Genomic DNA, 25,767 nt, shown 5'->3' with positions numbered 1-25,767 from the left:
CATGTTCCGGGGGTACACCCTGTCAAAATGGCGGGCAGGTGTGAAGAATGTTCCTCTACACGAAGAACTTCGACGAGCAGAAGGCTAAAGCAATGGCGGGCCTGAGGAAGGCTTTGGCAGAGGGAAAAGTAGACGGGGACATCATCTCACTTCTCGAGAAAATCAACTCACTTGAGAACTACTTCACCACCTCCTCGTGCTCGGGCAGGATTTCGGTCATGGAGATGCCAGACTTCGGCGACAAGGTCAATTCCGTCTGGCTCGGCAAGTGGCACAGGGAAGTTTCCGTCGAGGAAGTCCTTGAAGCCATAGGAAAGCACTCAAAGGGCCAGCTCTGGTTCCTCGTGAGGAGTCCGATTCTTCACGTCGGCGCGAGGACGATGGAGGACGCGGTTAGATTGCTCAACCTCGCCATCGGGCTGGGCTTCAAGTACAGCAACATCAAGAGCGTGAGCCACAAGAAGCTCCTCGTTGAGATACGCTCCACCGAGAGGATGGACGTTCCGCTCGGAGCAGACGGGGAGCTCTGGGTCGATGAGGCATACATCGAGAGAATCGTTGGAATTGCCAACTCCCAGGTGAGGCGCTTCAAGGGGAAGCTGAAGAGGTTGGAGGAGGAAATAGGTGGGCTTACCCCTCAAGCCCCCTGAATCTAGCCAGGAAGAGCAGGCCGGTGAGTCCCCAGAAGGTCGTCACGAGGAGATTCCCCAGATCGCCGTTCCCGGATATCAGCCGTGAGGCGCTCACCGTTGGGAGGAGCATGAGGATTCTGGCAAGGCCATCGGGCAGAACGCTGGGGGGATAGTAAACCGGCGGGAACACCGTAAGACCGGTTACGAGTATGTTCGAGAGCCTTATCGTCCTAACGGGTTCCTTCATCCTCACGCCAAGGAGGAAGCCTATCCCGGCGCTCCACAGCCAGAGGGATATTATCCCGAGGATTATCCCGGGGACTGCCCAGGCTCCAAGGCGCGTGAGGAGGAGAACCGTGAGGAGAAGGACATAGGGCAGGGCAGGAACGCTCATACCTATGGAAATTCCCAGGGCTTTCTTCCAGCCGCTTCCCGGAAGGGACATGAGGATGTCGTAGAACCTCGAACGCGTCTTCATTCCAACGAGTTCTATCGCCAGGTCTGCTATGCCGACCCCGACTATGAAGCTGACGACCGCTCCAGCAAGGGCAGTGTTCAGGAACCTGCCCCCGCTCACGACGTAGACTATGAAGATGAAGGAGAGCGGCTGAATCGCGAAGCTGATGAGGGAGAACCTCCCCCTAGTCAGTGCTCTGGCGTAGTACTCAATCAGCGCCATCATCGAGACCACCCGCGATGAACACGTCCTCTATCGTCAGACTCTCCCTTCTGAAGGGCACTCCTGAGCTTTCGAGGACTTCCATTATCTCCTTCTCCTCACGCTTGGAGCGGGTGTAGATGTGGGTATTTCTCCCGGCCTTTTTCAGGAGAAAGCCCTCAAGCTTAACGTCTTCAAAGGCGACGATCTTCGAGTGAAGACCGCTCAGGTAGTCCCTCGCAACCCTCTCGGGCCTTCCGAAGGCTTTCACCTGGCCGTCCTTCAGGAGGAGAACGCGGTCGCAGACGCTCGATATCTCGTTGAGGTAGTGGCCGGTGAGGACTATCGTTGATTCCTCCGCCTTTTTCCGGAGAACCTCCCACAGGTTGAGCCTGTTCTCGACGTCCAGGCCAACGGTGGGCTCGTCCAGGAAGTAGAGCCTCGCATGGGCCGAGAGGACCATGGTCAGCAGGGCCCTCCTGACCATGCCCCCGGAAAGGGTGGACATGGGTTCGTCCGCGTAGTCTATTCCCAAGAGTTCCATGGCCTCATCGACCCTTTGCAGGGCTTCACTTCTGCTTAACCCCCTCATCCTGAGGTAGTGATAGACGTAGTCCCTCGGAGTGAGCGTGTAGAAATGGGCCTTAACGTCCTGTGGGAGGAGCGCGAAAAGGTCTTTTGCTTCACAGTGCTTCCTTCCAAAAATCCTAACCTCACCGGAGTCGGGCTTCAGGAGACAGCTCAGAATCCTTATCAGCGTCGTCTTTCCGGCACCGTTTGGCCCGATTATTCCCACTATCTCGCCCTCTTCCACGGTGAAGGAAACGTCGCTGAGGGCCTTTTTTGAGCCGTACCATTTGGAGAGGCCTCTTACCTCAATGGAGGGCATACAAGAAAAGTTCTCATTGGACTAAAAATGCTTTTCGGAGGTGTCGAAAGGAAAGAAGAAGTTAAAGGCCTTCAGTCAAGGTCGCCTCCGAAGTCGCTGCCGCCCTCGCCGCCCTTGTCCTTCTCGAGCTTGCTGGCGGCGATGACGTCGTCGATCCTGAGAATCATTATCGCAGCCTCGCTGGCGCTCTTAATGGCCTGCTTGGTGACCCTGACCGGGGCGATGACGCCCTTCTCCATCATGTCGGCGGGCTCGCCCTCGAAGACGTCGACACCGACGGTCGGGCCCTTCTCCTTGTGGGCGGCGATGACCTTCACGAGGATCTCGATCGGGTCGAGACCGGCGTTCTCTGCCAGGGTCCTCGGGATGACCTTGAGGGCCTCAGCGAAGTTCTCGATGGCAAGCTGCTCCTTGCCGCCGACCTCCTTGGCGAACTCGTCGAGCCTGATGGCGAGCTCGATCTCCGGAGCACCGCCGGCAGCGACTATCTTGCCGTCCTCGACGATGTCCTTGACGACCTTGACGGCATCCTCAAGGGCCCTCTCGACCTCGTCGACGACGTGCTCGGTACCGCCCCTGATGAGTATGGTCACGGCCTTCGGGTTCTTGCAGCCCTCGACGAAGATCATGTTCTCGCCGGCGACCTTCCTCTGCTCAACGAGCTCGGCCTCACCGAGGTCCTCGGCAGTGAGGTCACGGACGTTGGTGACGATCTTGGCGCCGGTGGCCTTGGCGAGCTTCTCCATGTCGCTCTTCTTGACGCGCCTGACGGCAAGGATGCCGTACTTGGCGAGGTAGTGCTGGGCGAGGTCGTCGATGCCCTTCTGGACGAAGACGACGTTAGCGCCAACCTCCCTGATCTTCTCGACCATCTCGCGGAGCATGCGCTCCTCCTGCTCGAGGAAGGCTTGGAGCTGCTCCGGGCTGGTGATCCTTATCTCGGCGTCGGTCTCGGTCTCCTTGACCTCGAGGGCCTCGTTGATGAGGGCTATCCTGGCGTTCTCAACCCTCTTCGGCATTCCCGGGTGGACGACCTCCTTGTCGATGACAACGCCCCTGATGAGCCTGGTGTCCCTGACGCTGCCGCCCTCCTTCTTCTCGAACTTGATGTTGTCGAGGTCGACCTTGTAGGTGCCGTCGACCTTCTCGGCAACCTGCCTGACGGCGTCAACGGCTATCTCGGCGAGGTACTCGCGCTCCTCCTCGGCGGCCTTACCGGTGATAGAGGTGACCGCGGCCTTCTTGAGGGTCTCGGCGTCCTCAACGTCGATCTCCCTGGCCATGTTGTCGAGTATCTCCTGGGCCTTCTCGGCGGCCAGGGCGTAACCCTTGATGATTATGCTCGGGTGGATGTTCTGGTCGAGGAGCTCCTCGGCCTTCCTGAGAAGCTCGCCAGCGATGACAACGGCGGTGGTGGTACCATCACCGGCCTCCTTGTCCTGGGTCTTGGCAACCTCAACCATCATCTTGGCAGCCGGGTGCTGGATGTCCATCTCGTCGAGGATGGTGGCACCGTCGTTGGTGATGACGATGTCTCCGAGACTGTCGACGAGCATCTTGTCCATACCCTTCGGGCCGAGGGTGGTCCTAACGGTTTCAGCAATAATCCTGGCGGCCAGAATGTTCAGCCTCTGAGCGTCCCTACCAACGTACCTCTGAGTCCCCTCAGGCAGAATAACAACCGGCTGTCCAGCGAGCTGGGCCATCTCCCCTCACCTCCGCCCGCTTTTGTTTTTAAGGGGTGAAAGGTTTTAGTTACAATTTGTGCTTCCGCTTTATCGTTCCTTTGGATTATTTATAAAGTTTTCGGTTTCTTGGCATCACCTCAGAGCTGCACGGTACGTAATGGACAAGGGTTTCAGAAATCCAAAGCCTCCGACGGCCCAGCCTCCCATCATACATCCGTGCAGCCGTTCTTCCAGCCACAGAACGATTCAGAGGGCTAAACTTTGTGCACCTTCGCCCCAGCAACCCGCTCCAGAATTGGAACGTGGGACAGGCCCGGGTTTATCCCCCTTCCTCTCGTGTCATAAACCGTGAGCTCAATATCCCTCTTTTTCAGCGCCCTGGCCAGCTCTACTATTTCCTCCTTAATCCTCTTTCCAAAGAGCGGTACGTTCGCCTTTCCGTCGGTTATTAGAAAGGCCCTCACCTTGACCGACCGGTCCTTCATCCTCTCCCTGTTCGCCAAAAGCAGAAGATTGTAGAGGGCGGAGCTTAAAGGCGTCCTCCCTCCAGTCGGAACGTTCTCTATCTTCTCAAGCACTTCCCAGTAGTTCTTGGTGGGTGGAACGAATATCTCCGCCTGGTTACCTTTCGCAACGATCAGGGCCATCTTTGACTTTTTGATGTAGCCGTTCTCAACCAGCTTCTCAGCTATCCCCTTCGCGATGCTTATCCTCTTCTGCACGGCCATGCTTCCGCTCGAATCCAGGAGCAGAACCCAGAGCGTTGGTGCCTTTGCCTTCCTGACCCTAACGCGGATATCGTTTAAATCGAGCTTTATTGGGGGCCTTTTGCCATTTAAAACTGCCCAAACCAGGGAGTTGTAGAAATCAACGTCCTTAATCCTGCCGTTGACAGGTGGAATGTACGAAACTGGAATGCCTTTGGGGAAGTTTACCACTGTAACGCTGACGTCCCTCGAGGAGCGGTATCCTGTGAATCCGCCTCCATCAAAGTTTTTGCTCTCTATCCTTGGGATTTTAGCTTCGCTTGAGCGAAAATTTTGCTCTAAATTTCCAATCCCCTGACTTCGAGACCCCTGGTTCATCCTTTCATTTTTTTCTTCCTTCTTGTGCTCATGCTTATGCTCGTGTTTGTGGTCGTGATCCTGCTTGCTGTCGTCCTTAGGCTTTGGGGGCTGCATCTGAGGTGGCTTTTGGAACGGCCTGTCCCTCAGGCGGTGCGGTAGAGCCAGTTCCATAGCTTTTTCCAGTTCTTCCAGTGAGACCCTTCTCCTTCCGTTCAGGGCGGCTATTGCCTTGGCCGTCTTTATCGTGGCTATCTCAGCTCTGTTGGTTTTGATTCCCAGGTTAACGACCGTTTCAGCCAAAAGCTTCAGCAAATCGTCGCTTATCTCGACCTTCGGCAGAATCTCCCTTGCCTTAACGATCCTCTCCGTGAGCTTCTTCTCTTCGATCTCATACTTTTTGTAGAAGCTTGTGGGGTCTTCATGGAACTCCTCAACGCGCTTGACTATCTCTATCCTCTCCTCCAGGTTCATCGGTGCTGAGACTTCAACGCATAAACCGAACCTGTCGAGGATCTGCGGTCTGAGCTCGCCTTCCTCAGGGTTCATGCTTCCAACCAGGATGAACCTCGCCGGATGCCTGAAAGAGATCCCTTCCCTCTCTATCGTGTTCCATCCCATTGCTGCAGCATCTAAGAGTGAATCGGCTATGTAGTCGTCCAGGAGGTTGACTTCATCGATGTAAAGGACCCCTCTGTTTGCTTCCGCGAGTATTCCCGGCTGCAGAGCTTTTTTGCCCTCCTTCAAAAAGCGCTCCACATCAACGGTTCCAACGAGCCTGTCTATCGTAACACTTAAGGGCAGGTCCACAACGCGCATCTTCCTCTTTGCTATGGGCAACTCTTCCCCATTTTCATATCTCTCATAACAGCTGTCGCACATCTCCAAAGGATTCCTCGGATTGCAGTTGAAGGGGCAATCTGCCACAACTTCAATCTCGGGCAAAACGTTAGCTAATGCCCTAACCAGGGTCGATTTTCCCGTTCCCTTATCTCCTTTAAGCAAGACACCACCGATCAGCGGATTAACGGCCACGGCCAGCAACGCCAGCTTGGCCTTTTCCTGCCCGACTATTGCAGAGAACGGGAAGACTAATCGTTTTTCACGAGGCTCCATATTCCCTCCACCTCCCTCATGTTTTCACTCCAGTGTTCGTCGTCTTCAGCCGTGTAAATTTCAATCGTCCCGCCCTGGACTTCCCCTTCACCAAGGCTTTCCTCCAGGATTCCCTCAATTTCCGAATAAACCTCCATGAGCCTTTCAATGAGCTCATCGCTCGTCTCCCACAGGCCGCGCTCATAGGCTTCAATCAGCCTTCTCGCAATCTCCTCGATGGCGTAGGGGTTGTGCTCCTCGAACCATCTCCTCATCTCTTCATCCAGAACGTATTTCCTTGCTATCTCGTCAAAAACCCAGTCTTCAACGAGCTTCGTTGTTGCCTCCCAGCCGTATAGGTGGTTGATCTTCTTGGAGAACTCGCTCGCCCCCCGGTAGCCGTGCTTCTTCATCTCCTCAATCCAGCGCTCGTTGAGGAGCTTTGCCCTGACGACCCTTTCAAGCTCAACTTTCACCTCAACGATTTTGGTATCGCTTATGTCCCTCGTGTCCGTCTGAACCACTTCAGCGTCCTTGCCGGCCAGGGCATCAACTGCGGCCTTGAATCCTCCGTGATGGGCAAAATAGCAGCAGCAGTTAGTCGGGTCGTGCTCATCGCTTATGTGGTTCCTGTTGATTACGTCCACCTCTTTTAGGCTCAGAACCAGCGAGTCATATGCTTCAACGCCAAAGGTACCCTTTCCGTAGGCGTAGCCGCTCCACTGAATCCACACCTTGGCCAAATCCTCGTCACTCCTCCAGCCCGATGATTCAACCGCTAAATTCACTCCAGCCCCGTAGGCACCTGGCGGGGCCGAGAAAACCCTAAACCTTGCGAACCTCTGCGCTTCCTCAAAGCTCTTTCCGAGCTCAATGAGCTTTTTGATATGCTCAACGTAGTGCTTTTTGACATAGTTCATCTCCAAGGGCTCATCCAGCGTAACGGCCTTCTCTATGGCCCCGTCAATCAGGTAGATATAGTTCGGCAGCGTGTCCCTCACGATTCCACTTATCCTTACCAGGACGTCAATCCTCGGCCTTCCGAGCTCTTCTAAAGGTATGACTTCAAGCCCGGCAACCACGTCCCCCTTCCAAACCGGCCTGACTCCAATCAGGTACAGAATCTGGGCTATCTGCTCTCCATCCGCCTTATAGCCGTCTATGCTCCAGAGAACCTGCCCGACGCTTTCCGGGTATTTTCCGTGCTTTTTCATGTATTCCTCCAGGAGTTTCTCCGCGGTTTCGACTCCTATCTGCCACGCCGCTTTGGTTGGCAGAGTCCCTGGATCAACTGCATAGGAGTTCCTTCCCGTTGGCAGAATTTCGAACTTCCCCCTCGTTATCGCGCCCGAGGGGCCGGGTTCAACGTATTCTCCACTCAGTCCCTTCAAGAATCCCTCGTGCTCCTTTTTACACTCAATTATTTTCTCTGCAACGTCAAGAGCTTTTCTAAACGTTTCTTCAAGCTTTTCTTTCTCCGTGACTTTAAATCCAAACTTCTCAATTTCTTCCCCAACGACTTCAAAGCTTTCTCCCTTAAGCAAACGCTCCAGGCTCTTGACCGCTATCCTGTGGAAAATCTCCAGAAGCTCCCTGTTCGTGAACCCGTTTGTAGTTCCCAAGGGGTTCTTTTTCATCTCATCGTAGTCCAGGCCCACTGCCCCAGCTATGACTCTTCTAATCGAAGGAGCGGCGTAGGAATCATAGGCCATTGCAGTGGCAACGTATTCTGCCAATCTTTCGGGTTCGTTCGGTGGGTATCCAAAGACGTGAAGGCCGAGGTTTATCTGGGAGCCCCTCATCAGCTCAACGTAGCGGTGGATTTCCTCTATTGTCTGCTCTTCATTTTCAGGGTTCGCTATTCTCACCCTGTTTTCCGTGGCCTTCTCAAGAATCTGTTCGTAAATCTTCCTTCTCCTTGCCTCGTCTCCCAAGTTCTTAGCCTTTGTATACTGGGTTAGGAGAGAATCTAAATCATCCAGAACCTCCGCCATCCCCATCGGTGGATAGATGTGGTCTACAAGCGCTGCGTAGCTTCTCCTCTTGGCAATAACGCCCTCCATTGGATTGGAGACAGCGTAAACGTAGAGGTGAGGAACGTCGTCCAAAGAAGCTTCAGGAACGCATGAAGGGGAGAGCCCGACGCCTTTTCCGGGCCTGAATTCAAGGTAGCCGTGGGTTCCGAAGTGAATCATTACATCAGCCTTGAATTTCCTGGTTATCCACCTGTAAACGGCCCACCACTGGTGCGGTGGAACTATCCTTGGATCATGCAAAATTCTGCACACCTTTCCATCGCACCTGGCCCCGGCACAGCCGAACTTGGGCTGGGGGGTTATGAAGACGTTCCCGAACCTTATCCCCGGGACGACGAACTTCCCGTCGTGAACCATACCGACCAGCGCTTTGTCAACTTTTCCAGCCAAGACATCCTCAGGTCTTCCCCAGTCCCAGACGATTCTTTCCCTCAAGTCCTCTGGCAGCTCGTTGAACCACTCAAGGTACTCCTCCAGATCCACGAAGTCAATCGCCCCTCCGCTCTTGACGATCTCCTCAACGCTCGTCCACCTGAACTCGCTTATCGCCTTTCTCTCCAGGATCAGCTTTATCAGCTCTTCACCGTTCTCCGGCAGGTCTTCGCCAACGCAGTAGCCTTCTTCTTTGAGTCTGTGCAGAAGTCTGACGATGCTCTCGGGAACATCCAGGCCGAGGCCAACGGCGACGTTCGCCTCAAGTCCTTTGCACGGCGGGTTTATCAGAACGATTGCTATCCTAACTTCATCCCTGGGCTTCTTCCTGAGCTCGACCCACTTCTTCACCCTTCTGGCCAGGTACCTCATGTGCTCTTCATAGGGCTCGCCCTCCTTGTAGCCCTCAATGTTTCTGGTTCCGGCTATGAAAATCGGCTCAATTGCACCCACAACTTCCGGAATTATCACCCCATAGACCTGAGTCATGTAGTCAACGCCCTTCTCGCTTTTCTTCCAATCCTCGACGGACTGGTAGTAGGACCTTATCGGAGCAAAAACCGGGACGTTGAGCCTTTGCAGGTTCTTCAGCTCGACCGTGCCGAAGGAGATTAAGCTCACCAAAGCTTCTACAATCGGCTTCCCACCCTTCATGAAGAACTCCTCAACGGCCTCGCTCTTCTCCCTTCCAAGCCCCGTCCTTGAGTCTTTTCCGTAGGTGAAGACCGGGATTACCCCAAAGCCTTCCTCCTCAAGGGCCCTGATGAGCTCTCCAATTGGTCTGAAGTCCTTGTAGAGCCAGGTGCTCCTCCAGAAGAGAACTCCAATGAGGGGCTCCTTCCCGTAGGCTTTCAGGTATTCGTCCAGGCTTTCAAAAAGGCCCAGTTCAGGGTGGTAGATGCCGTGCATCGGCACCTCCTGGGGATCTTCGTAATCAATCTCCGCTCCAGCGAGGCCCGCAAGGAACCTGACCAGGTTTCTCAGGTTCTTTTCGCCTCCGAGGACGTAGTAGGTCTTGGCCTTGATCAGAACCTCCTCCGGGACGGTAGTCAGGCTTTCCAGGCCGGCGCAGGCGATGACTTTAGCCTTGCTTTCTTTAATCGTCTCCTCCACTATTTCAGGAAGCTCGTGGGCGTAGATGAAGATTACATCCGACTTTTCTACTTTATCCAGCTCTCTCTCGCAGTTCTGGTCAGTGAGCACGAGCCCATCTATTCTCTCCTCCTCAAGTATCTCCCTTAGCAGGGGCAGGGGCCTCGCGCCGTATCCTAAGATGAAGCATATCATTGAATCACCTCCGTTCTGGGGAGTATGAGCCTGAAGCCGTCGAACTCAAGGACGCACACGGGGACGCCGTAGACATCGCGGAGCATCTCCTCCCGCAGGACTTCATGCGGCCTCCCGACGGCCCTGATCTTGCCCTCCTTGACGAGGGCTATCCTGTCGGAGTAGAGGGAGGCCAAATTGGGGTCGTGGAGCGTCATAATGGCCGAGATGCCCTCCTCCCGCGCGAGCCTCTTGACTATCCCGAGGACTTTGACCTGGTTCTTGAAGTCAAGGTGAGCCGTTGGCTCGTCGAGGAGCAGAAACCTCGGCTCCTGGACGAGGGCCCTCGCTATCAGAATCAGCTGCATCTGTCCGCCGCTCAGCTGGGTGTAAGGTTTATCCTTAAAGCGCTCGAGTCCGAGGAGCCTGAGCTTTTCGAGGGCCTTCTCATAGTGCTCTTTTCTCGGGCTCTCAAAGGGACCGAGCTGGGAAGCCAAACCTGTGACGACCACGTCCAGAACCGTGTAGGGGAAGGGCGGCGTGTGGGACTGGGGGACGTAGCCGGCCAACTTGGCCCTCTCCCTGATGGGCAGTTCATGGAAGTCCCGCCCGTCAATGAAGACGCACCTTTCCTTTGGCTTCAGCAGCCCGTAGATTGCCTTCAGTATGGTGGTCTTCCCGCTCCCGTTGGGGCCGAGGAGCGTCACGACTTCCCCTTCCTTCACCTCGAGGGTGACCCCTTCGATGCTGAAATCGCCGTAGCTGAACGACAGGCCTCTGACCTCAAGCATCCCATCCACCGCCCGTTTTTCTGAGCAGGTAAGCGAAGAAGGGAATTCCAAGGAGGGTCGTTATTATACCGATCGGTATCTCGTAGGTCGCCACAGACCTCGCGAGCGTATCGGCTAAGGCCATGAATGAAGCCCCGAGGGTTATCGTCAGGGGTATTAGGGTCTTATGGTCCGGACCGAAGGCCATCCTGACTATGTGCGGTATCATCAGCCCGACCCACCCGATTATACCGCAGAAGGCTATGGAGACGGCCGTTATCATGGAGACGACGACTATGAAGACGAACTTCAGCTTCTCGGTCTCGACACCCACGATTTTAGCCTCCTCACCGAAGGAGAGCACGTTCAGCTGCCAGCGCATTGAATATATCAGGAAACAGCCGACGAGGATCACCGGGAAGGCCACCCTGACCGAGCCCCAGTCCGAGTTGGCGAAGCTCCCCATGAGCCAGTAGACGATGCTCGCCAGCTTGTCGTGCTCCATGAGGAACTTGAGGAGGGACGTTAAAGCTGAAAAGAAGGCGTTGACTATGATTCCAGCGAGTACGAGCGAGACCGGGGTTATCCTCCCGCCGACCCTCGCCAGAGAGGTCGTTATGAAGACCGCGAGGAGCGCGAAGGCGAACGCTGAAGGAGTCACCCCCACGCCAACGGAGAGGCCTATAGCCAAAGCCGCGCCGAAGGCGGCCCCGGAAGAGATGCCAAGGATGTAGCTGTTGACGAGGGGGTTCCTGAATATGGCCTGCAGGACGGCGCCCGAAATGGCAAGGGCCGAGCCGACGAGCATGGCCATCAGGACGCGGGGGAGGCGTATCTCAAAGAGTATGGTCTGGTAAACGCTCGGGTAGGGAATCGTGACGGAGAAGGATACCTTCCCGAGGGTTAAAGTTTTCAAAACTTCGGAGATGATCTGAGCCCCTTTAAGGAGCACCATGCTCACGACGGCGGAGGGAGGAATTGGATAGGTCCCTATACACAGGCTTACGATGAGGGCAAGAACCGGGGAGAACAAAAAGGAAAGGTGGAGGGCCTTCCTCATGCTCACTCACCCTGGTAGAACGGGCTGTAGAACTTCTCAATCAGCTCGTCCCTGACCGACTCCCAGCTCTGGTAGCGGTCGGGGTAGACTATGTTGGCCATCTGGTAGAGGCCGACTATTATCCTCGGGCCCCAGTCGAGGTAGCCCTTTGAACCTGCGAGGATGCCGTAGACGTGTCCCTCCCTCACGGCCTTGATTTCCTGCCACCTTGAGTCATTTTTAATGCCGTTCACGGCGTCCTCAAGCCTGTCCTGGCTGAATGACGTCACGATTAAAACGTCCGTGTCGTTGCCCCAGTAGGCGATTATCTTCTCGAGGTCGAGCTTGGGCCACTGGGTATTGAAGGTCATGTCGAAAGCTAAGTTGTGGGCACCGACGAGCTCCACCATGCTAGCCCACGCGCTTCCGTTGGCGTAGACAGTGACCGGGCCCGCGATGTCCTTGGGGGCACTTATGAGGAGGGCGTTCTTCCTCTCGCTCTCTGGAATCTGGGCGGCGGTTTCCTTCACGGCGCTGAGCTTCTCCTCCATCCATCCGGCCAGCTCACCGGCCTTCTCTTCTTTATCAAAGACCTTTCCAAGGAGCTCGACAACCTCCACGTTATCCTCGATGGTCTTAGCAGTGAGCGCTATGACGGGTATGCCGAGCTCTTCCGCCTTCTGTATCGTCTCGGCGTCGGCGTACTTGCCGCCGTACCAGTCGATTATTATGAGGTCTGGATTCAAACCGACGACGGTCTCCCAGTTGAGGCCCTTGAAGTTGCTGCCAACAACGGTCCTGTTCTTCACATCATCCGGGAGGTAGGGGTCGTAGGGGACGTACTTGCCTATGCCGACTATCCTGTCCTGGACGCCGAGGACGCAGAGTATCTCCGCCCAGTAGCCGGAGAGCACTATCACCCTCTCGGGCGGCTTATCTATGGTGACGGTCCTCCCCGCGAAGTCCGTGACGGTTATCGGGTACTTGGGGGCGGCAGTGGTGGTTGTTGGGAACGAAGCCGTCTCCGTTGGGCTGGAGGAGGACGTGGTGGTAGTCGTAGTAGTTCCGCCGCCTATACATCCGCTCGCCACGACGGCGAGGAGCAAGACGCCGACCAAAAACAGGGTGAATGTCTTTCCGCGGGATTTCATTGTGCTCACCGCCATTGTGCTACTAATTCTCAATTTAGTAATACAAAGCCGGAAAGATATTGCGGATTTTTAACACTTTTTAAAACAGCAGGTTCCCAACTTATGGTTTTTGATAACACCAAAACGAAAAGAATTAATCCCACCTGTTTACGTGAAATTCAATACCAAGCCCATCAAGCCTCTCTCCAAGTTTTCTGACTTCGTCTTCCGGCCAGCAGTGGGCAGAGCACCACGTTTCGTCGCGAGGATTCGTCAGCGGTTTTCCAGCAAGGGGATTAAGGACGACGTAAAACTCCGTGTCGATGTGTTCCAGCCCTTCCTCGACCCATGGCCATACGTCAAAGCCCTTGGGAACGGGAATGCGAAGTTCAAGGGGAAGACCGTAGTCGGATACCAGCTCAAGTCCCCTCAGGAACAGCCTCCAGAGCCGTTCGCTGGCTTCTCCGGGAAGGCCATAGAGAACAGCCGGGGGTGCCTTCAGGTCGGTCGCGATGTGATCAACGAGCCCGGCATTAAGGAGTTTTTTGAGCGGCCCGACGAGGGTTAGGTTGGTGTTGAGGCTGACGGGAACGTCGAGGGCATTCACACCGGCTAACAGCGATGAAAGCTCGGCCCACTGCATCAGCGGCTCGCCACCGGTGACGTGGAAGTAATCGACGAGGAAGGAGTTCACCTCAAGCTCCTCAAGCATTGCCCCCCGTTCCAGCTCGAAGCAGCCTTTTCCCTCAGCTATCCGCCAGTTGTGGCAGAAGGGGCATTTCAAGTTACAGCCGCACAGCCAGAGCGTAAAGGTGACCTTTCCGCGGACATCCACCATGCTGACGGCTTTCCAGCCACCTGTGAGCATCGAATCACCCCCAGGAGAAAAGAAGACGTCAGGAGGTGTAGTGCCTCCTCGTCCAGAACTCCCTCTTCCTGAAGGGGTTCCAGTTTTTGAGCGGGCGGTAGTAGCCTATAATCCTGCTCCATATCTCGACGTTCTCGCTTCCGCAGCGCGGGCAGTGGGTGTGAAGGCCCGTAGTTGAGTGGCCGCACTCGTTGCAGACCGTCACAGCCGGCGTGTAGCTCCAGTAGACGAGGTCTGTCCTCATGAGCCTTTTCGTGAGCTTTACCAGTGCCTCCGGGTCCGGCTCCTCCCCGAGGAAGATGTGCATCATAACCCCGCCGGTGAAGCTCCTCTGAACCTTTTCCTCTATGCGTATCCTGTCACCCAGCTCAAGCGGGCCGTAGTAGGGCGCTATGCTGGTTGAGTAAATTGGATTCTCGGGGTCGCTGAGGTATTCCTCAAGCTCCGGGAACTCCCTGAGGTCCTTTATGGCAAGCTTTGCCGCAGCGCTCTCTCCCGGAACTTCCTCAACGTTCCACGGCGTCCCACTTTCTTTCATCCACTCCCTCGCTTTCCCGGTTGCGAACTCGACCATATCCTTCATCAGCTCCGCAGCTTTGAGCCAGTCCTTCCTCGTTCCTTCAGTCCAGAGTTCAGGTTCGTTGAGGTAGATTGCAGCCGCCTCCGGCAAACCAAGAATCCCTATTGTGTTGAAGTGACTGCTCGGGAACTCCTCGAGGTAGAGGTGGATCATCTGATACATCTGGCGGTAGTTCGTTATCAGCCTCACGTAGCGCTCACGGAACCAGTCGGTGGTCGTTTTCACGGTTTCGAGGATCCTCCCGTACTCCTCCCAGAACCTATCGTCGTCGCCATTGGCTTTGAGTGCAAGCCTCGGAAGGTTGACCGTCGTGACGTTCACTGAACCAGTGACGTCGGGCATCGCCCAGAGCCCACCGAAGCGCTGTCTCTCAACTTCATTCAGCCATTGCTCTTTTGTATCACCCGTATTAAAGCCAAAAACCTCTTTCATTTCGTTTTTATCTATTACAAGCCTGCAGCACATCGAGAAGCTTGCGTCCGGGTCCACAACGTTGGTGTTGAGCCAGTAGAAGCTCCCGCGCTTTGCGGCTGTTGTAAAGACGGCCTCGAAGACCTCCGGATCGTCCCAGAGCATTTTAGCTGTGACCATCAGGGTGGGGATAGGAAACGTGAAGGGCTGACCTATCGCGTCACCCTCTCTAAGCACCTCAGTCAGGGCTATGAAGAACTCCTTGGCTTCTCTCTCGTACTCTCCGAGCGGATCAAGCTTTTTGCCATCGTAAATCGCGTGGTCGCCTTCGAGCATCTTCTTCGGCGCGTCCAGCGTCACGGTGAAGTTGGTAAAAGGAGTCTGCATACCCACCCTGCTCGGGTAGTTGAGGTTGTAAACCAAGCGCTGGATGTTCTGCCGTATCTTCCTCCTGTCGAGGCCCTCTTTCCTCACGAACGGCCCCGCGTACCACTCGACGCTTGAGAGGGCCTGAGCGCCGCTGAAGTAGTGCTGCATGGTTATGAGGTAGTTGGCTATGTGGTCGACGTAGGTGTCGAAGTGTTTGGCCGGCCTCGAGATGATCGTCGGCGTTTTGAGGCCCTTCTCAAGCAGTCTGGCCGTGCTGTGGCCGGTGCAGTAGGGAATGTAGAGACTGTAGGGAAGCTTGTGGATGTAGATATCGCCGCTGAAGTGGGCCTCCCTGCCCCCCGTTGGGATGAGCGAGAGGTGCTCTTTGAGCGCTTCTTCCATCACGTAGGCGAAGAAGCCCGTTGGACCGGGATAGCGGTTGGCATTCTCCAGAACGTCCAGACTGCCCCAGCCCGCGTACTCGTGGATTACATCCTTCTTCACGGTCTCCATGTCGGTCACCTGGATAATTTATCCAGTAACAGGGGAAACAAACGCAGGATATAACACTTCCCCTTGAACCCATAGTCAGTTCTGCAAAATCTTCCTGTGCTTTAGTACCAAATGACAGGCTGGGCAGACATCCATTGATGGTTAGACAGGCAAACTGACAACACAGGAAGCCACTGAAACAAGTATCGACAAATAATTGTCATCCATACAAAATGCTAAATCAATATTTGACTATAAAACACATTTTCTGGCGACCATAGCTTTTTAACCCGTTCGGCGAACCGAAACCAGGTGATGTGAAAATGGGCGACATCAAGGCCGAATGGGAGAATGCCCTAACTGCGAAGGACTGTGAGAGGCTCCTGGAGCTATTTGACGATTACATTGACTCCATAGAGGACGAAGAGACCCTCAGAGGGGAGCTCAAGAGGCTCGGGGAAGCCGTGATCGAGTGCGAGGACCCCTACGACCTGCTCCATGAGATTGCGCACGTTTACGCGCACCTCGACGACGCTGAGGCCGGAATCGAGCTCTACAGGAGGGTGGCCGAGAGGAAAAGGGATGACCCCGAGGAGTACGCCACCGCGCTCTACTACCTGGCGGACGCCTACGAGCACTTCGGCATGCCGGAGAAGGCGATAGAGACCTACGAGGAGCTCCTCAAACTCGAGGAGGAGGTTCTGAAGAACGAGAGGGAGATAGCGCTCACGCTGGCGAACCTGGCGGTGAACTACGACGAGATAGGCGAGACCGAGAAGGCCATCGAGCTCATGGAGCGCGCGAGGGGGATCTTCGAGGGGATACGGGACGAGAAGAACCACATGATAAGCCTCCTCGACCTGGCGCACTTCAGGTACGAGCTCGGGGACTACGACGCGGCGGAGGCACTGATAAACGAGGTTCTCCGGAACCCGAGGGAGGACGAGATAGAGATAAACGCCAGGCTGGTCGAGGCTGAGATATTAGCCGGAAGGGAGGAGTACGGCAGGGCTTTCAGAGCCATACGGGACGCCCTCGTCAAGGCCATAAACGTGAGCGACGAGATTTTTGGCCTCGTCTTCGACACGCTGACGGATTTCATCGAGGGGCTCTTCAACGAGGGCTCCTACGGCGTTGTCGCGGAGAACATGGAGTCCTTTGCGGAGCTCTTCGAGGACGATACGGCTTACTTCTTTAGGGCAATCGCCGAGCTGGCGCGCTGGAAGGCCGGAGAGGACGGTGCGAAGGAGCGCTTCGATGAGCTTTACTCAAAGGTCGAGAACGAGGAGCTTCGCTCTGTCCTGGACGAGTGGAAGAGGCCGAAGCTGAGTCTGGGTCTGGGGCTTTAAGCCTTTATTTCCCCCTTCAGCCCTTTTGTATAGCGCTCTATCTCCAGAAGGCTCTTTCTGATAACGTTTTCGCCGGCGTTCCATATTTCAATCCCAACGACGTTTCCTTCCTCATCGTACTCAAACCACACATCGTCGTCAACCTCGTCGGTGTCTGCCACAGGGCCCTCCCGAATGAGGATGTAGAGGATGTCGGCCTTTGGGTCATACCTAACTTTCATAACTCCACCCACCTCCGGGATGATAATCTTCGCTCAATGATTTTGCCGAGGCTTTTGCTGGTGTCTATGACGGTTATCACTTCAGTAGTATCGTCTCTTTTATCGTAGGCTACTATCAGCCAGTGGCTGGGGACGTTTCTCGGGCCAATCGCAACAAAATGACCCGAGCGCAGGTCATAGAACTGCCTCTTTGGTGAATTTACGATGGCCTCCACTTCTTCAATGTCAATCTCCCTTTCTCCAAGTCTCTCCTTTGCATGGTCAGTTAAGACGATTCCCCTCAAACACATTTCGGCTGAAAAACTAAAAATATTGTGGTTTTGCGTTTCTTCTAAAAACCGCATTCAAGGGTGATAACAGTATAGAGAAAAGATGTGAGGATTCAGATCCTCGAGACGGTCTCAACTTCCGCGCTCTCGACGTTCTCGACCTCGCGGAAGAGATCGGCGACGGCGTCGTAGGAGTAGCCCTCCTCGTCCCTTCCGAGGACGTAGAACTTGAGGGCGACGAGACCGAAGGCGATCGGCTCGCGCTCGACCTTGGCGAGGCCGAACTTCTCGGGGATGACGGCCTTCAGCTTCTCCTCGAGTTCGTCGAGGTTCACATCCGGGTCGGTTGGCATGACCTTTATAACGCCAACGAGGTTGAAGTCGCTCATTCCTTTTCACCTCCTAATTCACGGCCCCTCCCAGCCGCACTTGGGGCACTTGTAGGGGACTGAGAGGACCCTGCAGCTTTCGCAGCGCCAGATTATCTCCTCGCCACAGTTCGGGCAGACGAAGTGAGTGGCGTGCTCCCTGGGGGTTATCTCCTTTCCGCATGATGTGCATACGGGTATCTCGAACTTGGCTTCCACTGCGAACACCTCCAAGAAAGGTGGTTTTAATCACTGGTGGGCATTGCGGGGGTTGGCTTATAAACCTTTCTCTGGGAAAGGCGTGAACTACAGAGGGATCACCCGGCCAAGTTCTTCAATTCTGAGCTTCAGGCTTTCTATCATCTCTTCCCAGTTGGGGCGCAGGCTCCTGGGGATGAAGTGGTTGGTGGAGTTGCCGATGTATCTGGCATTGTTCTTTGCGTAATCGAGCTTTTCAATCAGGCCATTCAGGAAGTCCTCCTCATCGATGTGGTAGAATCCAAGGGTGAGCTTCAAAGCATTCTCCAGCCTTTTCCTCTCAAACTCCATGTTGAGTGCATGGAAGGAGTCGTAGATGTCCTTGCCCTCGGTGCGGTTGTAGAGGGCGGCGAGTTTCTTGGCGATCAGGTCTTCGAAGGAGTACACCCTGAACATGGTCGGGTACTCACTCACAAAAGGGGATTTGACCAGCTCAACTCTGGCCTCAACGTAGGGCGGCCTGCTGAGGTAGAACTCAACCTTGACCCTGTCTCTATTGCCAAGGGGGTTCACGTAGTAGCAATCGAACCTAAATGTTCTGTGTAAGACTCTCGGCCCCTTAACCTCAAACCCTTCGATGAGTCCCATGCCCTCCTTTATCTCATCGGCCGCCGTGCCAACGTCGCCGTTGAAATAGTCAATGTCTATGTCCTCAGAAAACCTTGCCGCTCCAATCTTTGTGAGGTACACCCTGTTGAGGGCAGTACCTCCCTTGAGTATCGCCTTCTCGCCGAAGATTTCCCACAGCCGAGTGAGCAGAAGTGAAATCCTCTCCTCCTTGGCAATGTAGTTCAGGCCCAGCCCGGTCTTCGCTGCCAGATACCTGAGCATCTCCTCATCCATACGCCCACCCCAGTATCTTCTCCTTTCTGAGGTTATCTATCACCTTCCACTCCTTGATGCTCCTCCCGCGGGAGGGAAGAGTTGGAACGAGCTTCGTCCAGCTTTTGACCCTGCCCCTTAGATAGTTAAGAACTCTCTCCGGGAGGTCGACCCCCAACTCGTTTTTGAGGAGCTCCAGGACGTAGCCAGTCCTCTGGCAGAGGGAGTCGCTGGCGAAGCGTTCGAAGTAGCTCAAGAACTCGTCCCAGTCGAGGTTTTCGGCCTCGTAGAGGGCCTTGGTTATCTCAGGGTAACACCCGCAGCGGGCAGGCTTGTAGAAGCAGTCGAAGAACGTCTTCGCGACGGTGGATGTATAGATTCCATCCTTAAGCGTCATTCCTGTGGCCTTTTCTCCCAGGGCAACGGCCTTGATAGTGTACTCTCCAATGGTTCTCTCACCGGATTTTCCCGGTGTGGCCACGAATATCGTGAACGGTTCATATTCCAGTAAACCATAAAGCCTCAGGGCGGAAGAGAAGGCTATGTATCCAGGGAACAGGGCTAGGGCTATCCTGCAAGGGTTTTTTATTGAGGGGTTTCCTGGCTGTTTGTTAACGAGATAGAGGCCCTTCTTCAGCCTCGTGAGGTAGCCCTTTCTTGAGAGGCTAGAAAGAACCTTCCTAACCATTTCCGGGCTGAGACCTGGGAAGAGTTCTCTAATCTCGTCAGCACTCACTATATCGGCCCCTCGTATCGCCCTCATTATGTCCTGTTCAGTTTTTGTAAGGTAGTAATTTTTCTGCATATAGTGACCAATGTGGTCATTTTCTTAATAAAATTTTCGGAACATGACATTCTATAACCACTCATCTGATATGGGGAGATGCGGGGTTCTACCCCGCACCCCGGTTGTATTTGAATTATCTGGGGGGCTCCGCCCCCTCGCCCCCCGAGGTTTAACTTATGTCCCTCTGTTCTTTAGGGAGACACCTCAGCAGTGAATGCTCCGGAGAAATGAGAGGTCCCCCATTATGGGGGACGTCCAAAATAGTACATTAAGAGTTGCAGGGGTTAACCAAACCTCAACAGCACCGGCTCCTCTCATACGAACAGGATAAAGGGAACTGCGAAAAAGCTCAAAGCATCAGGAGGAACAGTTCGCGGGGGACAAACCACACGCCATTTCTGTTTTCAAGCTTTCCGTTATGGACGACCACACCACAGTCCATGTTGGTCTTTTTCATTGTTCTTAGAACCTGCCTAGTTCCTTTCTTCCCCCATCCAACTTCAACGACAATGCCCATTTTCCTCCCACTCAAGATGAAGTCGGCCCCTCCCTTCTGGGCATCGTAGTGAAGGCGGAGCCGCTTTTCCCTTGCCAGGATATGGAGGTAGAACGCCGCCACGTCCTCAAGGAGCATACCCAGCGTCTTACTGTTCCTCTCAAAGAGGCCAAATTCATAGAGAACCGCGCTCCTGAGTATTGAGGCGAGGAACTTGTATTTGGGAGTTTTCCTTGCGACCTTACCTATGGAGCCATAGGCCCTGACGGGGAATATCACTTCAAGGTCTTCAAGCTTCTCCAGGAGTTTGGCCACGGCATCCCGGGACATTCCAAGCGTTGAGGTAATTGTGTCATAGGTCAGGCTCTCCCCGGAGGCCATCAGGAGGAGCAGGCCGAGGGCCTTTTCGCGGGTTGTTTCGCCCAGCCCCTCGTGCCTGAGGTCAACTTCGATGATTTTCCTGAGAATCTCATAGGCGTCCTCCAGGGGGTTTTCGGAGTTCAGGTAGACCGGAAGCGAACCATGAACGAGGTAGTCTTCAACGTCCTTCTCGCTGAACTTCAGGAGAACGTCGCCCAGTATGCTTTCGATCCCGGTAAAATTACAGCTGAGAAAAGCATCTTTCAGGGCATCACTTAACTTCTCCGGAATGGGAACTCCCTTCTTTAGGAGAAGGTACTCAGTGAAAGTGAGCGGTGGCACTCTGAGCTTCTTGGCGCGGCGTGTTAGGTCAGGGTCGAGCTTCAATGGAAGGGAAGAGGAACCTGTAACGATGATCATTAGGTTGTTCGCGGAGTCGTGAAGTGCCTTCACAGTGGTCCCAAAGTTCCTATCGTAATGGGCCTCGTCGATGAACAGAAAGGTAGGCGCACTGAACTCTTCCACCCTCTCGCCGATCAGGCGCTCATAGGCCATTATGAAGTCGTTTAGACCGATGCCGAGGGGATAGAGTCTGTCCAGGGAGAGGTAAACCAGCCGCTCGCGGGGGACTCTAGATAAAAGGTCAAAGTAGATCTGAGCCAGCATCGTTGTCTTCCCGACACCGCGGAGACCGTAGAGGACAATAACTCGATTTTCTTTACTCTGAAGAAAAGACTCAACCTCTTGAGACAGTTTTGAGAGGAGTTTTCTTTCCGGACGTTTTTTCCCGTTAGGAGCAAAAGCGTACTTTTTGAGGGTTCTATCGGCGGTATCAACGGTGCGTCTCACAAAGGTTTCCAGGAATTTCTCGTCCAATGTGCTCACCACAGTCTAGTCTGTTCAAACAGAATAAAAACCTTATGGTCTAGTCGACTTGAGCGGACTAGATCAAATACTCCGCTCTTCTCCCGAACAGTTCGTCAATTGACGTCTTTGGCTGGACATCAAACTACATGTCTGGACACACCCCATTATGGGGGATGTCCAAAATAGTACATTAAAAGTTGCGAGGGTTAACCAAACCTCAACAGCACCGGCTCCTCCCATACGGACAGGATAAATAGAACTAAAAAAGCTCAAAGCATCAGGAGGAACAGTTCACGGGGGACAAACCACACGCCATTTCTGTTTTCAAGCTTTCCGTTATGGATGATTAACCTGGTTTCTGTCTTATAATCTCTGAAGGACAGTGTCCCCAGAACCACGCGCAAACCTTCCGCCAGCACTGAAAATGTTACCGGGCAAGGTTGATGGGAGATAACCGTTTCCGCTGCCAGTTGCATTTGTTGCAACTGGTGCGGTTGGCTTCTCACTCCCGTTCACATTGGGGCCACCGGCCGCCTCAAACGGGAGGTCATCAGCCTTCAGGCCCAACGGAAAGGGCCCCAAAACAAAATCATACTCAAAGACCTCAAAAAATTTACGGCTGCAAAAATACACAAACACAACAAAAGAAACCACCAAAAGAACAGCCTCCAGAGATGCGCATTCGTTAAGTTTCGTAAACCTGGCTAACTTAACGAAAATCCCTCTTTCGTTAAGTTTTTAAGATTAACTAAACTTAACGATAATCATGAAGCTGGAAGAATTCCTTAGGATAATCGCAGAGGGAGAAAGTGAGAGAATCGAGTTTAAGGAAAAACCAACCAAGGATATTCACAAAGAAATTTGTGCCCTAGCAAATGCCGACGGAGGGTACATAATTATCGGTATTCGAAAGGACGGGACACCGGTGGGATGTGACGCAAGAGAAGCCAGGGAGAAGATTTCACAAGCACTGCTCTCAATAATCCCGCCCGTCAATGTCGAAACCAGTATAATTAAGCTTGAGGACAAGGAGTTTCTGATTATAAAAGTCCCCAAGTCAAGAAACCTCTGCACGGTCGGAGGTGTGGCATACATAAGAATAGGCAATTCAATAAGGCCCCTCTCGATTCAGGAAATCGTTATGCTCTCCGCGGAGCTTGGGGCACTGACCTGGGACGAAGTGCCAGTAAAGTCCCTGGATGAGGCAAAAGATGAATACATATGGTGGTTCTTCAATGCCATGGAAAAGGCAAGGGGGAGGAAAATACCTAGGGAAGATTGGGAGCGCTATTTGAGGAGTATCAAGGCAGTTAAAGACAAAAAGCTAACCAATGCAGGGGTACTCTTTTTTACGGACGTGGACGATATGCCCTATGCCAGAGGGAGAATAATCTATATTGAAGGAGATGAACCAGTGGCGGTGAAAGAATTCCGTGGACCAGTCTGGAAGGTTATTGATGACCTCTTTGAAGAGCTGGAGAGAAGCTTTAAGTGGTTCGAGGTCACACTCGGAGCCAAAAGGATTCGGGTTCCAGAGTACCCACCCAGGGCCGTCAGAGAGGCCATAATCAATGCCTTCGCCCACAGGAACTATGCCGTTTCCAGTGATGTAAGGATTTTCATTTATCCTGACAAACTGTTGATAAAGAATCCGGGCGGCCTCATGCCGGGTGTTGACTTGGACGACCCAGAACACGTACCAAGAAACCCGGTTTTGAGCCAACTTCTTTACGATTCAGGCTATATTGAGAAATACGGATATGGGATAAAGATGATTAAAAGTGAGTGCGAGAAGCATGGTCTCGTGGATGTTGAATTCAAAAGCGAGGCAAACGCCTTTGAAGTTGTTTTTAAGAAAAGAACCGAGACCCTGCTAGACGAAAAGGACAAAATAATCCTTGAACTGCTGAGCAGGCCAAGAAGTAGTACAGAACTCGGAGATGCACTGGGTCTCTCAAAGCCTGCCGTGTTGGAGCGATTGGACAGGCTCAGGAAGCTGGGCCTGGTTAAAAGAACCGGCTCAGGAAGGAATACCCGGTACGTGAGGGCATAATGTCTACTTTTTCGTCAGTATCCTTAATGAGGTTTCGTTAAGCACAGAAACCTAACGGAAAGTATTTCCGTTAAGTCAGCAAGTTATGTTTTTAGGAGCTCGGACATGCTGTTTCGATTTTTGTCCATGTGCACAGGAAAGAAATGCTTAAATATTCTCAACCCCAACTAACTGTGGTGGGGGGAATGCACAAAAAAGATACGACCCTTCGAAAGGCAATAGCAAAGGGGATGTTCAGGGATACCAGTATATACAGAGAAGCAAAAGAAGTTCAAAAAATAAGCAGCATACAGTTTAGAAAGTACCTTGAAGACAACGGGATTAGTCTATTTTAGCATTGTTTCTAAAGGTGAGGGGATTTAATGGGATCTAATCACGCCCAGAGAAATGATTGGTATTACGTGGACACGAGCTTTCTAATTTCCCTCTGTGACCCAAAAGACCAGTATCATGAAAGATCCAGGGAGTTTCTTGATAATCCTATCTCTTCCCATAATGTTGTCTTTTTATTGGCTGGCCAACCCTTTGGGAAACAACGAATGAACTAATAAAGAAACACGGAAAGAGAGTCGCAAAAACTTTTTTTGAGAGGATACTGGAGCTGGGTCTAAAGTTTCCAAAAAATTTTGTGCTATTGCTTAACCCACTGCAGGTAGAGGCCCTCGTCAGTAGAAAAGATGACCTAAAAGATAAGCAGGAGATATTTAATTTTCTGGAGAACAAAACAGATCCGGATTACTTAATAGCTCTGAGTGTTTCCCTTTTTGAGTTTGAATTCCTGGCAACTAAAATAGAAACTAAAAGAAGTATAACTCAAAAATACGGAAACAGTGGCAGGAACATTGTATTTAGCAATGAATTTGATCTTTTTGATGCCTGGGTTACGTATTTCATGATTAAAATGGGGATAAATAAGATACTTACTTTTGATACAGACTTTAGGGACAGGCTGGGCTTTGAGATTTATCCCCTCAAAGACCTCCAATCAAAAAAGACCAAAGTTCGCAGGGGTGCCATAACCGAGGAGAGCATTAATAATGGTCTATCATTTTTGCAAAATTTTTTGGAGAACTCCACTGACCTTTTATAGTATGTGCATCACTATCCCTAAACTTTTCTATCTGCTTCCCCTAACTACAAAGGCCTTCCCAGCACCTCCATCTTGTTATTTTTCTCGCCTTAACTGACCTCCTCCACGCCCCTGAAGGGCGAGGCTTGAAGGAGAAAAATGTAATGCGCAAACCTCTCAAAAACGAAGTTATTGAAAAACGCACTTACCCTTCCGCCAGCGCTGAAACTTTGCAGTGCAAAGTTTCACCAAAGTTGGTGGCTCTTTGCGTTCTCGTGTTCGGGGTTTGGTTTTTCTCCCCAAGGGTTCAATGAAATCAAAGGGTTCCCCACCAAAACGTTGGCTTTGAAGCGAGAAAACCACGCCAAGAATTGCACTTCAAGAAGAGCCACGAACTTTGATCAAACTCTGCGGGACTGGCGTCCCTCGACGTCGCGCAGGCGAACAAGCTTTAACAAAGCTTGACCAAAGATCCCAAATTTGCAAAAGATCAGCCGTGCAGCTTTAATTTTGACCCCAATAAGGGTTTAACTGCCAAACAAGACCTTTAAATCCGTTTCACCTTTATTTTTCGGCGCCCGAAGGGCGCCTTTGGAGAGTGAAACACTCTAAGAACTGGCACCCTGGAGGATAAACCCCTCCAAAATGGGCACCTTAGAAAAGGCACTTGTTCTTCCGCCAGCGCTTGCGCAAGCAAGGGCTGTTATGGTGGGCCCGCGGGGCTTCGAACCCCGGACCTCCCGCTTATCAGGCGGGCGCTCTGACCAGGCTGAGCCACGGGCCCAGGAGAAGGATTCTGGTGCCCCGGCCGGGATTTGAACCCGGGTCGCGGGATCGAGAGTCCCGCATGATTGACCGGGCTACACCACCGGGGCGTGTCCGAGATTAGGGAGGAGCGAGGGTTTAAAAAGTTTTCGGTAGTTCGCTGGCCGTCTCCGGAGCAGGCAGAGTCGGGACCGCACGCATGAAAGGGATCTGCCACATCATGAATGACCCACCGGACGAGATGCCCAATTTCATGAAGTTATTGCAAGCAGTTGGCCGAAAATTTTGCTTTAAATAAAAGCATAACTTTATATAGTCCAAACCACTAAGAGTATTTGAGGAGCACTGTGCGGGGGAGACCGAAGCGAAAGCTTTACCCCGAAACAAACCAGACCCAAGTGGTTTCATGGACCACACGGAACATGGACCGCGATTGCAAGGAAAGGTTTGCGAGGAGTGGAACTTCACTCCGGGCCCGCCTGCACGTGCTTCTCACATTCTTCCAGTGAGAGGAACAGATTTAAGGGCAGATGCTATTATACCCGAGAACAGCCGCACCTCACGGCTTCACGGGGACCATCAATACGATTATTCACGCCTCCGGAGCACCCAAAAGTTATGTACCCGGCAGATTACCGCCCCATTTTAATGATTTTCAATGTCC

22 protein-coding genes and 2 tRNA genes are annotated in these 25,767 nt (G+C 53.1%); 5 read left to right on the top strand and 19 right to left on the bottom strand.

Features of this window, described 5'->3' with window-relative positions; translation table 11 throughout:
- Window positions 1-47: 47 nt before the first annotated feature.
- A complete protein-coding gene (locus E3E42_RS00910) occupies window positions 48-650 on the top strand; it encodes a hypothetical protein (RefSeq protein WP_167902254.1) in 603 nt (200 codons plus the stop codon).
- Here the strand turns inward: E3E42_RS00910 and E3E42_RS00905 are convergent.
- The 10 genes from E3E42_RS00905 to E3E42_RS00860 all read right to left on the bottom strand — a co-directional run bounded on the left by E3E42_RS00905 (window position 631) and on the right by E3E42_RS00860 (window position 15,440).
- Window positions 631-1,314 carry a multidrug transporter gene (locus E3E42_RS00905; protein ID WP_167902253.1) on the bottom strand — a complete coding sequence of 228 codons (684 nt, stop codon included), beginning with the start codon at window positions 1,312-1,314 and terminating at the stop codon, window positions 631-633. The two genes, E3E42_RS00910 and E3E42_RS00905, sit on opposite strands and share 20 nt — an antisense overlap.
- Window positions 1,298-2,179 (bottom strand): ABC transporter ATP-binding protein, encoded by an 882-nt coding sequence (locus E3E42_RS00900; RefSeq protein ID WP_167902252.1) that lies wholly within the window; start codon window positions 2,177-2,179, stop codon window positions 1,298-1,300. The genes E3E42_RS00905 and E3E42_RS00900 overlap by 17 nt, the downstream gene beginning before the upstream one ends.
- A 71-nt stretch (window positions 2,180-2,250) precedes the next feature.
- Window positions 2,251-3,885, bottom strand: coding sequence for a thermosome subunit beta (gene thsB / locus E3E42_RS00895; protein WP_167902251.1), 1,635 nt, complete (start codon window positions 3,883-3,885; stop codon window positions 2,251-2,253).
- Between the two features lie 236 nt (window positions 3,886-4,121).
- Entirely contained in the window at window positions 4,122-6,047 is a 1,926-nt protein-coding gene (locus tag E3E42_RS00890; RefSeq protein ID WP_167902250.1) for a VWA domain-containing protein, read from the bottom strand.
- Window positions 6,023-9,781, bottom strand: coding sequence for a cobaltochelatase subunit CobN (locus tag E3E42_RS00885; protein ID WP_167902249.1), 3,759 nt, complete (start codon window positions 9,779-9,781; stop codon window positions 6,023-6,025). Before E3E42_RS00885 ends, E3E42_RS00890 begins: the two co-directional genes overlap by 25 nt.
- Window positions 9,778-10,551: an ABC transporter ATP-binding protein gene (locus E3E42_RS00880; protein WP_167902248.1), complete on the bottom strand. Its 774-nt coding sequence runs from the start codon at window positions 10,549-10,551 to the stop codon at window positions 9,778-9,780. Before E3E42_RS00880 ends, E3E42_RS00885 begins: the two co-directional genes overlap by 4 nt.
- Window positions 10,544-11,590 carry an iron ABC transporter permease gene (locus tag E3E42_RS00875; protein WP_167902247.1) on the bottom strand — a complete coding sequence of 349 codons (1,047 nt, stop codon included), beginning with the start codon at window positions 11,588-11,590 and terminating at the stop codon, window positions 10,544-10,546. The genes E3E42_RS00880 and E3E42_RS00875 overlap by 8 nt, the downstream gene beginning before the upstream one ends.
- Before the next feature lie 2 nt (window positions 11,591-11,592).
- The gene (locus E3E42_RS00870) at window positions 11,593-12,720 is read right to left on the bottom strand and encodes an ABC transporter substrate-binding protein (RefSeq protein WP_167902246.1); all 1,128 of its coding nucleotides are present in this window, start codon (window positions 12,718-12,720) and stop codon (window positions 11,593-11,595) included.
- A gap of 133 nt (window positions 12,721-12,853) precedes the next feature.
- Window positions 12,854-13,567 carry an anaerobic ribonucleoside-triphosphate reductase activating protein gene (locus E3E42_RS00865; RefSeq protein ID WP_167902245.1) on the bottom strand — a complete coding sequence of 238 codons (714 nt, stop codon included), beginning with the start codon at window positions 13,565-13,567 and terminating at the stop codon, window positions 12,854-12,856.
- 28 nt (window positions 13,568-13,595) lie between these two features.
- A complete protein-coding gene (locus tag E3E42_RS00860; protein WP_167902244.1) occupies window positions 13,596-15,440 on the bottom strand; it encodes an anaerobic ribonucleoside triphosphate reductase in 1,845 nt (614 codons plus the stop codon).
- Window positions 15,441-15,742: 302 nt separating this feature from the next.
- Here E3E42_RS00860 and E3E42_RS00855 point away from each other — a divergent pair, with 302 nt between their 5' ends.
- Window positions 15,743-16,768, top strand: coding sequence for a tetratricopeptide repeat protein (locus E3E42_RS00855; RefSeq protein ID WP_167902243.1), 1,026 nt, complete (start codon window positions 15,743-15,745; stop codon window positions 16,766-16,768).
- On the opposite strand, the gene E3E42_RS00850 is transcribed toward E3E42_RS00855, so the two are convergent.
- The 7 genes from E3E42_RS00850 to E3E42_RS00820 all read right to left on the bottom strand — a co-directional run bounded on the left by E3E42_RS00850 (window position 16,765) and on the right by E3E42_RS00820 (window position 21,234).
- Entirely contained in the window at window positions 16,765-16,989 is a 225-nt protein-coding gene (locus tag E3E42_RS00850) for a DUF2283 domain-containing protein (protein WP_167902242.1), read from the bottom strand. The genes E3E42_RS00855 and E3E42_RS00850 overlap by 4 nt on opposite strands.
- Window positions 16,986-17,273 (bottom strand): DUF4258 domain-containing protein, encoded by a 288-nt coding sequence (locus E3E42_RS00845; protein WP_240913589.1) that lies wholly within the window; start codon window positions 17,271-17,273, stop codon window positions 16,986-16,988. Before E3E42_RS00845 ends, E3E42_RS00850 begins: the two co-directional genes overlap by 4 nt.
- A 98-nt stretch (window positions 17,274-17,371) precedes the next feature.
- Entirely contained in the window at window positions 17,372-17,647 is a 276-nt protein-coding gene (locus E3E42_RS00840; RefSeq protein ID WP_014012768.1) for an elongation factor 1-beta, read from the bottom strand.
- An 18-nt stretch (window positions 17,648-17,665) separates the two neighbouring features.
- A complete protein-coding gene (locus tag E3E42_RS00835; RefSeq protein WP_012572828.1) occupies window positions 17,666-17,845 on the bottom strand; it encodes a zinc finger domain-containing protein in 180 nt (59 codons plus the stop codon).
- 87 nt (window positions 17,846-17,932) lie between these two features.
- A complete protein-coding gene (locus E3E42_RS00830) occupies window positions 17,933-18,727 on the bottom strand; it encodes a nucleotidyl transferase AbiEii/AbiGii toxin family protein (RefSeq protein WP_167902240.1) in 795 nt (264 codons plus the stop codon).
- Entirely contained in the window at window positions 18,720-19,511 is a 792-nt protein-coding gene (locus tag E3E42_RS00825; protein WP_167902238.1) for a type IV toxin-antitoxin system AbiEi family antitoxin domain-containing protein, read from the bottom strand. The genes E3E42_RS00830 and E3E42_RS00825 overlap by 8 nt, the downstream gene beginning before the upstream one ends.
- Window positions 19,512-19,842: 331 nt before the next feature.
- Window positions 19,843-21,234: an ATP-binding protein gene (locus tag E3E42_RS00820; protein WP_370519558.1), complete on the bottom strand. Its 1,392-nt coding sequence runs from the start codon at window positions 21,232-21,234 to the stop codon at window positions 19,843-19,845.
- Window positions 21,235-21,982: 748 nt separating this feature from the next.
- On the opposite strand from E3E42_RS00820, the gene E3E42_RS00815 reads away from it, so the two are divergent.
- From E3E42_RS00815 to E3E42_RS00805, 3 genes are all read left to right on the top strand, one after another.
- The gene (locus E3E42_RS00815; protein WP_167902236.1) at window positions 21,983-23,269 is read left to right on the top strand and encodes a helix-turn-helix domain-containing protein; all 1,287 of its coding nucleotides are present in this window, start codon (window positions 21,983-21,985) and stop codon (window positions 23,267-23,269) included.
- A gap of 176 nt (window positions 23,270-23,445) precedes the next feature.
- Entirely contained in the window at window positions 23,446-23,604 is a 159-nt protein-coding gene (locus tag E3E42_RS00810; protein WP_167902234.1) for a hypothetical protein, read from the top strand.
- Window positions 23,605-23,897: 293 nt separating this feature from the next.
- Entirely contained in the window at window positions 23,898-24,359 is a 462-nt protein-coding gene (locus E3E42_RS00805; protein WP_167902232.1) for a hypothetical protein, read from the top strand.
- 685 nt (window positions 24,360-25,044) lie between these two features.
- On the opposite strand, the gene E3E42_RS00800 is transcribed toward E3E42_RS00805, so the two are convergent.
- Both E3E42_RS00800 and E3E42_RS00795 read right to left on the bottom strand, forming a co-directional pair.
- A tRNA-Ile gene (locus E3E42_RS00800) sits at window positions 25,045-25,122 on the bottom strand.
- 13 nt (window positions 25,123-25,135) lie between these two features.
- A tRNA-Glu gene (locus E3E42_RS00795) sits at window positions 25,136-25,213 on the bottom strand.
- Between the last annotated feature and the right edge of the window lie 554 nt (window positions 25,214-25,767).

The organism is Thermococcus sp. JdF3, assembly GCF_012027495.1.
Lineage (GTDB): Archaea > Methanobacteriota_B > Thermococci > Thermococcales > Thermococcaceae > Thermococcus.
This window is presented reverse-complemented; position numbering and strand designations above follow the sequence as displayed.